This window comes from Vicinamibacteria bacterium, assembly GCA_035620555.1.
GTDB lineage: Bacteria > Acidobacteriota > Vicinamibacteria > Marinacidobacterales > SMYC01 > DASPGQ01.
On record DASPGQ010000311.1, the window covers coordinates 14,336 to 29,076 of the forward strand.

The following is a 14,741-nucleotide window of genomic DNA, read 5'->3' on the forward strand; positions in this document are numbered from 1 at the left end:
GTAAACGAGGGATAGGCGAGTGGCAAGAACCCGAGATAAGCGTTTTCAGGGGCGTGCGCCCGCTTCGCGAAGAAGCGCGGCGACGCTCGTATGGCCTCGCTCTTCGGCAGTCTTCAGCGCGGTCCAGCCGTTCGTCGCGCGCGCATTGGGGTCCGCGCCGGCCGCGAGCAGGAGCCTGGTGAGCTCGGCGCTCCCGTAACGAGACGCCTCCAAAAGGGCGAAATTGCCGGTGTTCGACTTGATATCGGGGTCGGCTCCCGCGTCCAGAAGCCGCCTGGCGAGCTCGCTCTCCCCCCGCGACGAGACCAGCAAGAGCGACGTTCGCCCACGGCTGTCCCTCGCATCCACCTCGGCACCGGCCCCGAGCAAGAGCTCGAATGTCGCCCGGTGACCGGCGACGGCGGCGGCGATGAGGGGTGTCGCCCCGTCCGTCCCGCGCCCGTTGACGTTTGCTCCCCGGGCGATGAGCTCTCTAACCCGAGCATCTTCTCCCTTTCCCGCCGCGTCGATCAGCTCCGTCTCGAGCGGGGTGGTGTCGGAGGGGACGAGGGATACGCTGGCCTCGCCACCAACGGCGCCGGTCACGCCGTCCACCGCTCGGGAGATTGAATCACCGCCCTCCTCGACCACCTGTTCTAACGATTCGGGAAAGAAGTAGTAGACCGCGAGAAGGACGACCGCGAGCAGAATGAAGAGGCGAAGCACCTAATGTCTCCCGAATCCGATTCCCCGATGAGTTGTGAATGAGTTGACGATCCACATTAGACGATTGGGGCAACCGAGGGCAAACGCCGATCGGAACGGCACCGGTATGGAGTGGTGGCGGCGGCACTTGAGATAAGATCTGGACCGCCAACAGGAGGAGGTTCCATGACCCATTCTTCGAGCGAGGAATTGATCCGCCGGCGGCTCGCGGTCGTCCCCCGAGGTGTCGGGATGTTCGCCGGCGAGACCACGGTAGCTTCCGCCAAAGGGGCTCACCTCACCGATCACGACGGCCGTGACCTCATCGACTTTGCCGCCGGCATCGGCGTCATGAACGCCGGCCACTGCGACGAACGGGTCGTCCGCGCCATCCAGAGTCAAGCGGCAACGCTCCTCCATACCTGCATCCATGTCGCGACTTACGAACCTTATGTCGCGCTTTGTGAGAAGCTCGCCGAGCTTCTTCCTCATGGAGCCTCGACCAAGGTCATGCTCGTCAGCTCCGGCGCCGAAGCGGTCGAGAACGCCGTCAAGATCGCGCGCCAGGCGACCGGCCGTCCCGCAATCTTCTGCTATGACGGCGCGTTTCACGGTCGGACGCTTCTCGGCATGAGCCTCACGGGAAAGAGCGCCTACAAGAAACATTGCGGACCTTTCGCCCCGGAGATCTACCGCCGCCCGTTCCCCGACCATTTTCGACATGGAGACGGCCTGTCGATGGACCGTTTCGTCGAGCGGGAGCTGAAGCGCTTCGAGGAAGGTTTCGTTACCGGCCCCGTGCCAGCCGATCACGTGGCGGCCGTCATCATCGAGGTCGTCCAGGGGGAAGGAGGGTTCGTTCCCGCGCCACCCGAATATCTCCGCGGGCTTCGCCGTATCTGCGACGACCACGGGATCCTGCTGATTTGCGACGAGGTTCAATCCGGCTTCTGCCGGACCGGTCGGTGGGCTGCCTACGAGCACGCGGGCATCGTGCCCGACCTTTCGACCTGGGCGAAGTCGATGGGTGGCGGGATGCCCATCGGAGCGGTGGTGGGCAAGGCGGAGATCATGGACAAGGCGGAGCCGGGAACGATCGGTGGAACCTATGGGGGTAACCCCGTCGTGTGCGCCGGCGCTCTCGCCAACATCGAGGTGATGGAGGAAAAAGATCTGAACCGTCGCGCGCGGACCATTGGGAATAGAGTGCGTGCACGGTTCGAATCGCTGAAGGCGAAATGCGATTGGGTCGCGGACGTGCGAGGGCTCGGCGGCATGGTGGCGATGGAACTGTGCCACGAGCGCGATCCCGCCCGCCCGGCGACGGAGCTCGTGAAGCGGGCGACCGCGCGCTGCCGCGAACAGGGTGTCCTCGTGATCACCGCCGGTCCCTTCGGGAACGTGATTCGCGTCCTATCGCCGCTCGTCATCGAAGACGAAGACCTCGAGCGCGGCCTCGACGTCATCGAGCAGGCGGTTCTCGCCTCGGCGTAATTGGGCGCGCTACTCCCCGGCGGTCTTCACCACGCGGAGGAGATTGCTGTAGTCGTCCGTCCAGTCGAAATCGGTGGCGGAGAAGGCGAGGTCGGCGCGCCACGGAGTCATTCGCGACTGCAGCTTGGCACTCGATAGAAAAGCTGCATTTCGCGTCACCAGAACCCAGTCCGAGAGGTATTGCTTCGTCTCGTCGTCAGCATCGTTTCGGACGAAAACGGCGGCCGCCCCGAGCGATTCGGCGTGCGCCCGCACCACGGGCTTGAGGTCGAAATGCAGGTTCGATACGTGCACCGCGAGGATTCCCTCGTCATCGAGCCGCTCGTCATAGAGCGCGAATGCTTCCCGCGTCAGAAGATGCACCGGGATCGCATCCCCGGTAAAGGCGTCGATGACGAGGATGTCGAGTTTTCCGGTCTCGGTCGACAAAGAACGCCGCGCGTCACCCACGACGACCCGGACGTCCGCCTGAGACTCGTCGAGGTAATAGAAATACTCGCGAGCGACGTCGACGACGTCGGGATTCAGCTCGTAGAACGTCACGACATCGTTTGCGAGCGCCAGCGCCGCGAGGGTTCCGGTGCCGAGCCCGACGACGCCGATGTGCCGGCCCCTCGAGCTCCAGGGCTCGCCTCGGAACCCGAGAGCCACTCCTACGCCTGAATCGGGACCGTAATAGAGAAGCGGCTCGTTTCTCCGACCTTCGACCATCATCTGGCCGCCGTGGGAAACCGGTCCATTCCAGAGGTAACGCTCCCAAAATCGCGTCTGGGGATTATGGTCATAGATCCGAAGCACGCCGAAGAAGCTTCGCTGCATCAGCGTCGTCGAGCCGCTCTCGCGCTCCACGTAACCGAAAAGAAGCGCTCCGAATGCGATCGCTCCACCGGCAAGGAAGAGAAGAATCCTCGACCGATGTCCCTCGGCGATATCGAGCTGCCCGGTTACGACGGAGAGGCCGCCCAGAACGTACACGGCAAACAGACCCAGAGGGTACTCCCAGTAGCCGCGAAAAACCGCAGGAGCCGCGAGGCTCACCAGCGCGCCGCCGAGAGCGCCTCCGAAGGCAACGTGCAAGTAGAACCGGGTCAGCCTCCGTGAGGCGGGTCGAAGCCGGGCCAGCTCACCGTGACAGATCATACATGCGGCGAGAAGATTGACCGAATAAGCCGCGAGCTGGTGCCAGAACGGTGGCTCGTCGCTCTGTCCGAGAAGATGGAGGACCACGAGAACGCTGACGACATAGACACTCGCCCAGAGCGAGCGTAGGTACCAGCGATCGTGAGAGAAAGCGACGATGAACGAGATCAGATAGAGACTGAGCGGCAGCACCCACAGAAACGGGAACGCGGCGACGTTGCGGGTGAGCTGGTTCGAGGTCGCCATGAGCATGACGGCACCGGTCCCAGCAAGCCCGAGCCAAAGGAATCGAGTCCAAACGCCAACCGAGGCCTCGGACTCCGATTCGCGCTCGGAGAGGTCCGCGGCGTGCCGCCACGCCCTCGCCGCCACCAGAACCGAAGAGCCGGCGTAGAGTCCGAACCCCACCGACCACAACCAGGCTTGCGTCTCGAGCCCCGTCCAGGGCTCCAGCAGAAACGGATAGCACCAGAGCCCCAGAAGCGAGCCGAGATTGGACACCGCAAACAGGCGGTAAACGTTCGCGCTCGCAAGCCACCTCTGGAGCAATGGGTTGGTGGACGAGACCACGACGAGCGGAACCGCCAGGCTGCTCGCGAGCATCGCGAGCACGTCCCAGGTGGGATCGGATGCGCCCGTCTCGACGGGCTCGTGGGGTCCGATCGGAAGGAACGCCAGTGCGACGAGCACGAGCACGACATGGAAGAGCGCCTGACCGTGTCGCGAGAGCCTCTCCGTCAGCACGTGCGCGTATCCGTAGCCGGCGAGGAGCGCGACCTGGAAGAACAGCAAGGACACGATCCAGACCGCCGGACTGCCTCCGAACCACGGGAGGAGCCTGCGCGCCGTCAGCGGCTGTACGACGAAGAGAAGAAACGCGCCCAGGAAGATCGTCGTCGCCGAGACTACCATTGGTGAGCCATCTTGGATCTATAATGAAGCGTCATGGCAAAGAAGAGAAAGCAGCCAGCCGCCCCAGAACCCGTGGCCGAGAAGCTCACCTCGCCGGGCAATGCCGGGCGTTTCGTTGCGCTCGCCCTGCTCGTCGCCGGAGGCGGCGTTTTCGTCTACGCCCTGTCTCAGGAGGGTGCACCCAGGCCTACTCCGCCCGCGCCCCCCGACCAGACCAGAGCCGTCGAGCCTCGCGATCCGGGCCAGGACCAGAAGTTCCGTTACTTCGAAGATCCGGCCCAAGCTCATCCCTTGCCGGTGACCCTTCCTCCGAGCCAGTTTCAGAATCAGGGAATCGCGGGCACCTACGCAATCGCCAAGGACATCCCCGAGGTGCTCGCGCAGCAGCCCTGCCTGTGCGGATGTGACAACACCTCAGACGATCACCGAAGTCTTCTCGACTGCTACATCGATGAGCACGCCTCGACTTGCATCATCTGCATGAAAGAAGCCGTGCTCGCGAAGCAAATGACCGATGCGGGTAGGTCGGCGAGAGACATCCGTGAGGCGATCCTGCGGCACGACTACTCCAACGTGTCGATCGGGAACTGAACCCACTACAAATTACCCGAGCAACGTTTGTCGTCCAGGATCCTGAGAAGCCAGTCGAGCTCCATGCTCATGTGAGTCATCAGCGTCTCGAGCTGGGGATAATCACCCTCGCGGGCGGCGACGATGATCTGATCGGTCAGATGTTCGAGCCCTTCGGCTCCGATCGCCCGGACCGACTCTCTCAACTCGGCAACCCGAGATTCCATACGGTCGGCCCACTTGCGCTCGACGCAATCCTGGAGCTCCTGGAAGATGATCGGGATATCTTCCTGGAAAGCGGTCAGGAGCTCCTTGAGGCGCTCGTCGTCTCCGCCGAGCCGTTCCAGAGCCAGGGTGCGATTGAAGACTTCCATCACCAGATCGGGTTCGGTCGATAAAGAGGATAGGCCCAGGGACTCTCGGCGTCGACCGTTTCTCCGTCGAGTCCCTGGGTCGTCGCCAGATAGTCCAGAATCGTCTCTCGAACCTCGGGCTCCAGTTCGGCAAGTCCCTGGTACTCCTGCATCCAGTCGATCGTCGTACCCCAGCTCTTCCGGCTCATATGAGAAGCGGTAATGATCTCGGTCGTGTGACAGGCGGTACATACGGTCTCTACGACCTCGCGACCTTTTCCTGGAGCGAGACCATCCACTTGCTGGACGAGAAGGAGCACGAGCAGAAGCACCACGGTCAGACGACCTTGACCGCGATCCGGTGCATGGCGTTGTTGAGATAACCGCGGGGATTCCAGCCGGGAACGACCATCGGCTGCTGGCGACCGGCGTGATCCGTCGCTCGGACCCAAACCTCGTAGTGCCCGGCGGTGGGGAAGAGCAGCGTCCCGTGCCACCGCTGCCACGCGAATCGATTGCGCGGCGGTCGCAGCTCGGCCCTGGTCCAGGTTCGCCCGAAGTCGAGGCTCAGGTGCATGGCGTCGACCGTGCCGTCACCGCACCAGGCGTGGCCGCGTAAACCTAGCGGCACCTCCCGCGGGTGCTCGAGGCCCGAGCCTGGCCGGGTGATGATCGATTTGACCGGCATCGCCTCGATAATCTCCATCTCCTCTTCGGGTACGTCGGCGCCGGGCTCGACCGGGCGCTTCGGCACACGGTAAGAGAAGCCCTCCATCTTCTCGCCGTCGTGAACCCGATCGCGCACCCAGAGCCGTCTGAGCCACTTCCCCGAGACCGAGCCGGGATAACCCGGCGCCACCAGCCGGAGCGGAAACCCGTGCTGGGCAGGAAGGGGCTCGCCGTTCATGTCCCATGCGAGAAGGGTGGCGTCATCGAGCGCCTTGGATATGGGAATGCCGCGAGAAATGACCACGGCTTCCGGATTGCCGCTGAGGTGGACGTCCTCCCCGTAGTAACCCACGTAAACCGCCGAGGGCTCGACCCCGGCGCTTCTCAGCACGTCCTTGAGACGAACGCCCGTGTACGCGGGGCAGCCGACGGCGCCCAGCTTCCACTGGTTGCCGCCCGTTGGCGGACGAAACCCGGCGCGGCCGTTTCCCGCGCACTCCATCACGAGCTGCATCGTGTGAACCGGATATCGAGACTTGAGCTCGGACAGGCCGAGCCGGAGTGTGTTTCTCACGACGCCATCGACGGTGAGCGTCCAATCGGAAACGTCCCTCGTCCGCGCGCGCTCGGGCACGAGCCCGTTGTTGCGAATGAAGTGAACGTCGTTGGGTGTCACCTCGTCGTCGAGCAGGCTCACCGGAGTCTCGGCGTTCAAGGGACGATCGCCGAGAACGACGAGACCCCGTTTCCCCTCGACGGCACTCGATTCGTTTTGCCCCGCGAAGGCCCGAGGTAGAAAATTCGCCGCCACGAACGCCCCCGAGGCGCTCAGAAAGCGACGCCTGGTGTCCCGATACATTTCCTGCTTCCGAGGATAGAGGAGATTATAGCCAATCACTGACGATGCTCTCCACTGTGTCGATGTGACCGTCGAAATAATGATCTGCCCCCGGTACGAGGACGAGCCTCGCTCCCGACGGGGCCTCGTTGACGTAGCCCTGGATCGCCGCGGCATCACCGAAAGCGTCGCGCGCGCCCTGGACGAAGAGTCGTGGCATCGGTCGTCTCAGCGAGTCGAGGAATGCCACGGGAGACCCCAGAGCCAGAACCGAGCCCACTCGGAAGTCCGCGTCGCTCACGCGAAGCGCCATGACCGCGCCGAAGGAATACCCTCCGAGCAGGACGGGAACGGCCGGGAACGCCCTTTCGAGGTGGTCGAGAGCCGCGCGGACGTCGTCCTGCTCGCCGCGGCCGTCATCATGGACGCCCTGGCTTCGGCCCACACCGCGAAAGTTGAAGCGAAGCACGGCATGGCCGTTTCTTTGAAGCACTTTCGCGATCCGGAACATCAGCTTGAAATGCATCGTACCGCCGTGCAACGGGTGAGCGTGCAAGAGCAAGGCTGCCGCGGCCGAAGACACCGTGGGAGTCATGAGGACGGCTTCGAGTCGTCCCGCCGGTCCCGCCAGATCGAACGATTGCGTGTACATGAAGGAGGTTGAAGTGGAACTACCGCAACTGTATCTCGAGAATGCCCGTTTCGAGCTCGCCCGTCTGAAGAAGCTCGCCGACGGAGCCATGGCGCAGCTACCCGACGAGGCGGCGTTTCACCGTGCGCTCGACGCCGAGTCGAACTCCGTCGCGATCTTGATCCAGCACCTGAGCGGAAACATGGTATCGCGCTTCACCGACTTTCTCCTCTCCGACGGAGAAAAGCCCCAACGACACCGGGACCGCGAGTTCGAGTCCAGCCCCGACCGGACGCGAGAAGAGTTGATGGCGATTTGGGAACGTGGCTTCGCCTGTGCCTTCGAAAGCCTCGACCGCCTCGCCCCGGGGGATCTGGACCGGACGCTTCTCATTCGCGGAGAGGAGCACACGGTGACCGAAGCGCTCCAGCGCCACCTCATCCACTGCGCGTATCACGTCGGCCAGATTGTCATGCTTGCGAAACACCTCGCCGCCTCGCGGTGGAAGAGCCTGAGCATCCCGCGAGGCAAGTCCCAGGATGCCGTGGGACGCTACAAGAAGTTATAATCCCGCGTTCATGTGGAATCGACTCCTCGTGGGCGCCGGAGCCGTCGTGCTCCTGGCGAGCGGCTGCTCGAGCCGCCGGGCTCCCGTGTCTCCCGGTCCTCCACCCCGGCACGTCGAGGAAGGCCTCGCGTCCTGGTACGGAATCGAGGAAGCCGGTCGGGCAACGGCAAGCGGCGAGATCATGGATCCGGAACGGATGACGGCCGCCCACAAGACTCTTCCGTTCGGCTCGCTCGTACGAGTGACCGATCTCGAGAGTCGGCAGGAGGTGGAGGTCATCATCAACGACCGGGGTCCCTTCGTGAAAGGCCGCATCATCGACTTGTCGTTCGGGGCGGCCCGTGAGCTGGGTCTCGCTGAAAAAGGCGTCACCCCCGTCCGCATCGAGGTTCTGGGCCTGTCGGGACCGCTCGCCGAGAGACGATGGCGCGTCCAGGTCGGCTCGTTCTCCGAGCCCGACCGGGCGAGCGAGCTGATGACGCTGCTCCAGGCCGAAGGGCATTCTCCCGTTGTCGTGTCGCCTTTCCAGTCGGGGCCCGATGTTTTCCACCGGGTGTGGGTGGGCGCTTTTGACGAGCGCGACCCTGCGGAACGGCTAGCCCGCGCCTTACGGTTCGAAGGTCATCAGGGTATCGTCGTTCTCGCGGCGGCGGCGAGCCAATAGCTGCGCCCGCCTATTTGGATACCAGACGGGCCAACCGCTCTCGAACGGCCGGTTGATCCGGGTCCAGGTCCAGGGAGCGCTGGTAGAAGCCCTTCGCCTTTTCGAGATCCCCGAGTCTTTCCTGTGACTCGCCGAGCGCATTCAGCATTCTCGTGCTCGGGGGGCGCAGCGTGAGAGCCCGCTCGAGATAGGAGACCGCTCGGGCGTCATCCCCTGCTTGCGAGTAAGCGATCCCGAGACCGGCGACGACCTCGTACTGCGAGGGGAATGCCTCTTCGAGTGAAGCCAGAAGCTCGAGCGCCTCGGCAGTCCGATTCTGCGAAAGGTAGTGATAGGCGAGCTTCCACCGCGCTTGCGGCAATTTCTGATTCGCGGCGGCGACCGCCTTCTCGTACTCGGCGCCCGCGAGATCGCTTTTCTGAAGCATCGACCACTGGTCGCCGAGAACGAGGGGTAGAAGACCTGGAACTCCGGCGTTGAAACCCCTGCGGTAGACGAAGTTGGGCCGCGCCACCACCGAGCGAGGGGAGAGAATCGCAGGCGCGCTGCTCTCGGCGAGGACGGTTCCGTCGGCGCGCAGGAGACGAGCGCGAACGAGATAATTCCCACCGACCGCCCCGAGGGTAGCGAGCTCCGCGAGAGCCGCTCCCGACTCGCGAGCCGGGGCTTGTTGGCGGTCCAGCACCTCGTCTCCCAAGAGAAGCTCGAAGTGCACCTGCGCCTCGGACGGCGTACCGATGGCCTGGGTGAACGCGAAGATCGTATCGCCGATCGCGAAGTAGCCATCCGCGGAGGGCTCGAGCCGCAGCGAGCCGAGCTGAAACGCGCGCATCTCGCTCTCGGAACCGACGTTGAAGAGCTGCTCGGTGCGGTACCCCAGAATGGGCTCCGTGAGTGCCGCTCCGCTTCGCGAAAAATCTGGAACCAGGATCTCGGCCTCAGCGACGGTATATCGCTTCAACACGCGATTCCGGAGAATGATGGAAACCGTGTAGCGGCCGGGAACGAGAGGAAAGGTGTCGTGATAGGCCACGGGGAAGCGTTCGATGGCTTGCACCTGGCTCGAGGAGAGCTCGACGAAGTCCGAACGCTCGTTGGCGAAGACGAGAGTTCCTCCCGCGTTTCTCGCCTCGACGGTGACGTCCAGGGTGGTGTAGAACTTCGTCTTCTCCTCGTCCGAGGCGAGACCGAAGTTCTCCGGGTCGAGCTCGATACCGTAGTGAACGATCGCGGTACGTTCGGGTCCGACCAGGACTCCGAACGCGCTCCGGTTGGGAACGAAGTTGAAGGAGTAGTCGGCGGCCACGCGGTTCCCGTAGCGAAGCCAGGCATCCAGGTAGTCGGTGCGGATGGCTCGTTTGGGTGACTCCTCGATCCGAGCGAGGACCGAGTCGGTGCCGAGCGACGCGCGCCCGGTGAACAGGTCGGGGGGCTGTCCCGCGTCATAAGAGAGAGACGCGTGAGCGAGGTCGGGCGATAGCTCCTCCAGGAGCTCGACGGCGGCGAGGTTGTTGGTATCGGGGAGAACCACGCTCGCGCTTCGGAATAGCTGCTGTGGGCCGTCGCCGACGGGATGATAGAGCTCGAGCTCACCGACGCCGTCACGCTGGAAGAACAACAGGTAAAAAGCCCCAGGAAGGCCCTTGTCGCTCCCGCCCTGGTAGAACCACAGCTCGCTATCGACGATGTCGTTACTGCCGCTGAAGCGCTGCGTGATCTTGGGCTCCCCCAGAAGAATGTAGTAGCGCCCCCGATCGGTGCGCCATCCTGGCCGGAAGGTGTCCCGGCCGAGGAATCGGTTGGAGTGCTCGATGCGCCGGTAATGCTCTTCCTTGAGCTCGTTCGAAGGCGTCGCGGGGTTCGGGTCCCGGCGCACCCAGAACGCCTCGATGAACCGCTCACGCTCCTCCACGGTCTGAAGCGAAAGGAAGACCTCCTTTTCCTTGTCGGTGATGATGTAGACGACTTCCTCGTCGATCCATTTCCGGTGGGCCTCGGACATCTCGGGCAAAACGACCGCGCCAGCGAGAGCAAGAACGGCAGCCGAGATCACGAGGCTAGACTAGCGCAAGCGGGGGAGAGAATGCCTGAGAGAACGGCGCCTTCACACCGAGCGCAATCGAAGCCCCGGCGCCCAACGAAACGAGCGCCAAGAGCTCGCGGTCGCCTAGCCATCTTCTGACTTTCGTCCCACGATGAGGAACTGCCGCCCGAGCACGCGCCAGGCCGGGGGGAAACGCAAGTAGAGACGAACGAGGGCCGGGTGCTGCGGAAGGCGCGTCAGGCTCGTGAAGGGCAAAAACCGGTCGATGAGCTCCACGATCTCGAAGTCCGCCTTCCGAAACGCCTCGGCGCAGGACAGGTGCGACAGAGGGATGTGGTGATCGTAGAAGTCCCAATACTCCCCCGGCGCGTAACGGATATTGGGCTGGAGAGCCACGAGGAGGCCGCCTTGGCGAAGGACGCGTCGGATCTCGGCAAGGAGCGCGTCCAGGTCGTCCTTGCTCGCCAGATGCTCGAAGAAGTTGCTGACGAAGCAGACGTCGATGGTCGAAGAACCGAAGACCCGCAGGTCTCTCGCATCCCGGTGATGGAACTCGACGTCCTGGGGCAGGAACGCGGCACAATCCGGGTTGAGGTCCACGGCGATCTTGTGACCGGCCTCTATGTTGCGTATGAACTCCCCGAATCCAGCGGCCAGATCGAGGACGGTATCGCTCTTTCTAACATAGCGTTGAAAGAAGTTCCGGCACAGCGCCTGCCAAACTCGGTCGCGCGTCCTCCGGGCCGTTTCCGAGAATCGTTGTCGATACAGGACGTCCAGTCTCTCCATGGCTCTCACGTCCGGAGTCGATTCGAGGGCAGATCGTAGGAATCGGAGAACACTTCCCCATAGATGCGCCAGACGTCCGCCATCGTGGCGATGATATTAGGCAGAGTGACGGTCGCCCCTCTCCCGAACGCACGCGGAAAAGTCTGGATACCGACCTCCCCGACGGCATACCCTTTGAGCATCGCCTTGATGGCAATCTCGGCGCCGACGAACGGGCTGGTCGAGACGATATCGATGTCTTCGATCACCGAACGCCGCAGCATCCTGAGCCCGGTGGAAACGTCGCGAAAAGGGGTTCGGAAGAGCAGTCGGAGGAGCCGGTTGTACGCCCATGAGACGAGGATGCGCCAGCTGGAGTAGACCTTCTTGTATCGGAACGTGATCACCAGGTCGTACCGATCCCGTAATTTGAGGAGTTTTCGGAAGTCTTCGACTTCGTACTCATCGTCGCCGTCGGTCTGACAGATCGTGTCGAATCGACAGGCCTCGAGACCCGAACGCACCGCCGCCCCGTAGCCCAGGTTGCTCGGGTGGTGAACCACACGAACGCAGGCGTTCTCGCGAGCCAGCTCATCGGCGATCTCACCCGAGCGGTCGGGAGAGCCGTCGTCGATGATGATGACCTCATATTCCTCGCAAAGGGACGACAGGAGCGCTACCGCTTTCTCGGTCACGGTACGCACCGTGCGCTCGTCGCGGTACACTGGAAAGAAGAGGCTCACTTTCAAATCGTCCATCGAGCCCTCAGAAGGAGATCCGCCGGTAGAGAGTCCACGGAGTCGCACGAAGCGTGAGACGGACCCACCGCCAGTACCCGGGGTAATAGACGACCCCGACGTCCCGGTCGAGGTGCCTCACGACTCGCTCGGCCAGTCGTTCGGGCGAGGCCTTGGGAAAGAGCTTCGTCCTCCCCGAGGCCTGTGTCGTGTCGAGATAGCCGAGAACATAGAGCTGCACGAAGACCCCGCTTCCGGCGCACGCGTGTCTGAGGCTCTCGAAGTAGCTTTCCAGGGCCCGCTTCGCGGCCGCATAGACGACGTTCGCTCCGCGTCCCCGAGCGGAAGCGATGCTTCCGAAGCCGACGATCACACCGCCTCGACCGGCCCTCATCGCCGATAACGAACGGCTCACCACCTCGACGATGCTGAGGAAGTTCGCCCGGACGAGCTCCTCCGCTCGCGCGGGGTCGAGGGTTCCTCGGTCGTCCGTGTCCACCACACCGATGGGAAAGAACAGGCCGTCGGGATCCTCGAGTCCCTCCATGGCTTTGCTGGCTCCTTCGCGCGACGCGTCCCATTCGAGCGTTTTCACGCTCGCTCCCCACCTCAGGCGCAGATCGGACGCCAAGGCGTTCAGGTCGCGGGCGTCCGACGAGGCAATGACCAGCTCGTGTCCGCCCACCGCGAGACGATGGCATAACGCGCGGCCCAGTCCCCCCGAGGCACCCATAACGAAACAGTTCAAATCCCGAGTCTCTGCGACAGCTCGCTTCGGAACAAACGCTCGGGGTCGAAGGCATGGATTCGCTCGCGAAACTCGTCGTACCCCGAATAACAGGCACGGGCCGTCTCCGCCGAAAGTCTCGAATCCTTGACGAGGTTGGGAACCCCGGAAGCCGCGACGCAGACTTCGTCGAGGGTCGCGAGGAACTTTCTCGTATCCGGCGTGCGGGCAAAATCAACCGTGACACAGACTCCGTCACCCTCGAACCTGAGGAGGCGTCGGTTTCCCCGAAACAACTTCATCGAGACGATCACCGACGGCGCTCGATGCCGAAGGAGCGACGCCTCGAGCTCCGACAGGAACGATTCGGCGGCGGCAAAAGGGACAATGACCTGAAACTCGGCAAGTCCTCGACGGCCGAACAGCAAGAAGTACGTGCTGCGAAGAGCCAATGGGAACGTCGCGTCAAAGAGAGAAATGGAACCTTTCGCCGGTCGGGCTCGTTCGACCGACCAGAAACCGCTCGTCAGCAGGCTCGAGCCCAGCCCTCCCAGGAACGACACCGGAAAGCGCCGTCGCGTCGCTGCGTCCAGACGGCGGTATCGGCGCGGTGTGTCGCGGTAGGACGCACCGGGCGTGATATCACCCCGATACACGAAGCCCCTTCCGAACGTCCTGCCGCGCGGCACGCCATCATGCCACGTATACACGAAAGCGCTCTCCGGTGTCACCGATTGAAGCGGCTCGAGCGCGGCGGCGAGACTCCCCACCTCGGAACGCTGGATCGTCACCGTGAAGCCCGGGAGCTCCACCAGCCGGAGCTTGGCGCTCAGGATTATCCCGGTAAGGCCCATACCGCCACAGGTGAGCTCGAAGAGGTCCCGGTTCTCTCTCCTATCCAGCGTCAAGGTCCCGTGACGGGGATGAAACAACGTCAGGCTCTCCACCACGCGTTCGAACGTGCCTTCGCTGAAGGGACACTTGCCGTGAACGTTCGCCGCGACCGAGCCTCCGATCGTAATGTCGGGATAGCCGGGCACCACCGGGAGGAAGAGACCCTTGGGAGCGGTGAACGCGAGAAGCTCCCCGAGGGTCATCCCCGCCTCGACCTCGATGACCCGCGCCGACTCGTCGAAGCCGAGTATGCGGTTGAACCGGGTCATGTCCACGACCAGGCACCCCGGACCGAAGCTCGCCGCCGCGTAGGAATAGCCGCCGCCTCGGGAGATGAGCGGATTCCCGTGGTCCAACGCCTCGATCATCCAATAGCGATCGGGGCGAAGCACCGAACAGGTTTCCCTCACCCCGCCGTCAAATGAGAACAGATGGAGACTCTCCGCTTCTGGTAGGTCGCGCCGCACGATGGTGCCGAGGGGATGTTATCGGAAGCTCGTTTGCGTTTAAAGCGTCGTCAAGCAGCGATGAAGATTGGCCAGCGTGGCAACGACCAGCATCGCGGCCAGGGCGTAGCGTGCGGCCTCGTTCGCCACGTGCTTCCGGGACAGCCGCAATACGGAGGGGACGAGAGGCAGGAAAGCCGCGATGGCCAGCCCACGAAAGCCGAGCGGAATCGGTGCGCCTTCGAGTGTCACGTATTGGGGCAGCACGCCGAGGGCGATCACGAAGAACAAAGGGACGACTTCGAGCCGTCGCAGTGCCCGGCAAACAGAGCAAGCGGCAGCGAGGCAGAGCAGCGGAAGAACGGGTTCCAGATAGAAGCCCCACAAATACGTCGAGTTCACCGTCACCATCAGCACCAGCAAATAGCATACGAAGGGAACTCCCACCACGAGTCGTCTCAAGAAGAACAGACTCGACAGCCAGCCCAGAAGTATCCACCCGTCGATGAGCGGCGTCACCGCGGAGATTCGGGGCTCCAGAATCATCCGCGGCAGGATGAGAAACTTGTCGGCGATCGACTCAAAGGGGTAGGTGGTCGAGA

At 63.3% G+C, this 14,741-nt stretch carries 16 protein-coding genes; 4 read left to right on the plus strand and 12 right to left on the minus strand.

Going from position 1 to position 14,741, the window contains the following annotated elements; genetic code table 11:
* Positions 1–45: 45 nt before the first annotated feature.
* Positions 46–705: an ankyrin repeat domain-containing protein gene (locus tag VEK15_12705; GenBank protein ID HXV61549.1), complete on the minus strand. Its 660-nt coding sequence runs from the start codon at positions 703–705 to the stop codon at positions 46–48.
* A 165-nt stretch (positions 706–870) separates the two neighbouring features.
* On the opposite strand from VEK15_12705, the gene VEK15_12710 reads away from it, so the two are divergent.
* Positions 871–2,178 (plus strand): aspartate aminotransferase family protein, encoded by a 1,308-nt coding sequence (locus tag VEK15_12710; GenBank protein ID HXV61550.1) that lies wholly within the window; start codon positions 871–873, stop codon positions 2,176–2,178.
* 9 nt (positions 2,179–2,187) lie between these two features.
* On the opposite strand, the gene VEK15_12715 is transcribed toward VEK15_12710, so the two are convergent.
* Entirely contained in the window at positions 2,188–4,230 is a 2,043-nt protein-coding gene (locus VEK15_12715) for a fused MFS/spermidine synthase (protein ID HXV61551.1), read from the minus strand.
* A gap of 33 nt (positions 4,231–4,263) precedes the next feature.
* On the opposite strand from VEK15_12715, the gene VEK15_12720 reads away from it, so the two are divergent.
* Positions 4,264–4,821, plus strand: coding sequence for a CYCXC family (seleno)protein (locus VEK15_12720; protein ID HXV61552.1), 558 nt, complete (start codon positions 4,264–4,266; stop codon positions 4,819–4,821).
* A 5-nt stretch (positions 4,822–4,826) separates the two neighbouring features.
* Here the strand turns inward: VEK15_12720 and VEK15_12725 are convergent, their stop codons facing one another.
* Genes VEK15_12725 through VEK15_12740 form a run of 4 tightly spaced genes read right to left on the minus strand, consistent with a single transcriptional unit; the run spans position 4,827 to position 7,312 of the window.
* Complete coding sequence (locus tag VEK15_12725; protein ID HXV61553.1) at positions 4,827–5,177, minus strand: hypothetical protein; 351 nt, start codon at positions 5,175–5,177, stop codon at positions 4,827–4,829.
* Positions 5,174–5,488, minus strand: a complete 315-nt coding sequence (locus tag VEK15_12730; GenBank protein ID HXV61554.1) for a hypothetical protein — start codon at positions 5,486–5,488, stop codon at positions 5,174–5,176. The genes VEK15_12725 and VEK15_12730 overlap by 4 nt, the downstream gene beginning before the upstream one ends.
* 2 nt (positions 5,489–5,490) lie before the next feature.
* Complete coding sequence (locus tag VEK15_12735; protein ID HXV61555.1) at positions 5,491–6,720, minus strand: sulfite oxidase; 1,230 nt, start codon at positions 6,718–6,720, stop codon at positions 5,491–5,493.
* Positions 6,707–7,312: an alpha/beta fold hydrolase gene (locus tag VEK15_12740; protein ID HXV61556.1), complete on the minus strand. Its 606-nt coding sequence runs from the start codon at positions 7,310–7,312 to the stop codon at positions 6,707–6,709. The genes VEK15_12735 and VEK15_12740 overlap by 14 nt, the downstream gene beginning before the upstream one ends.
* A 13-nt stretch (positions 7,313–7,325) precedes the next feature.
* Between VEK15_12740 and VEK15_12745 the strand changes: the two genes are divergently transcribed.
* Positions 7,326–7,859: a DUF1572 family protein gene (locus tag VEK15_12745; GenBank protein HXV61557.1), complete on the plus strand. Its 534-nt coding sequence runs from the start codon at positions 7,326–7,328 to the stop codon at positions 7,857–7,859.
* Between the two features lie 10 nt (positions 7,860–7,869).
* Positions 7,870–8,523, plus strand: coding sequence for a septal ring lytic transglycosylase RlpA family protein (locus VEK15_12750; GenBank protein HXV61558.1), 654 nt, complete (start codon positions 7,870–7,872; stop codon positions 8,521–8,523).
* Between the two features lie 10 nt (positions 8,524–8,533).
* Here VEK15_12750 and VEK15_12755 read toward each other — a convergent pair whose 3' ends face one another.
* From VEK15_12755 to VEK15_12780, 6 genes are all read right to left on the minus strand, one after another.
* Positions 8,534–10,576, minus strand: coding sequence for a GWxTD domain-containing protein (locus VEK15_12755; GenBank protein ID HXV61559.1), 2,043 nt, complete (start codon positions 10,574–10,576; stop codon positions 8,534–8,536).
* 114 nt (positions 10,577–10,690) lie between these two features.
* On the minus strand, positions 10,691–11,356 hold the full coding sequence (locus VEK15_12760; GenBank protein ID HXV61560.1) for a class I SAM-dependent methyltransferase: 666 nt from the start codon (positions 11,354–11,356) through the stop codon (positions 10,691–10,693).
* A gap of 5 nt (positions 11,357–11,361) precedes the next feature.
* Positions 11,362–12,093, minus strand: a complete 732-nt coding sequence (locus VEK15_12765; GenBank protein HXV61561.1) for a glycosyltransferase family 2 protein — start codon at positions 12,091–12,093, stop codon at positions 11,362–11,364.
* A gap of 7 nt (positions 12,094–12,100) precedes the next feature.
* Positions 12,101–12,820, minus strand: a complete 720-nt coding sequence (locus VEK15_12770; protein ID HXV61562.1) for an SDR family NAD(P)-dependent oxidoreductase — start codon at positions 12,818–12,820, stop codon at positions 12,101–12,103.
* Positions 12,817–14,061, minus strand: a complete 1,245-nt coding sequence (locus VEK15_12775) for an FAD-binding oxidoreductase (protein HXV61563.1) — start codon at positions 14,059–14,061, stop codon at positions 12,817–12,819. Before VEK15_12775 ends, VEK15_12770 begins: the two co-directional genes overlap by 4 nt.
* A gap of 138 nt (positions 14,062–14,199) precedes the next feature.
* Positions 14,200–14,741: hypothetical protein (locus VEK15_12780; GenBank protein ID HXV61564.1), on the minus strand; the 542-nt coding region annotated here is incomplete at its 5' end.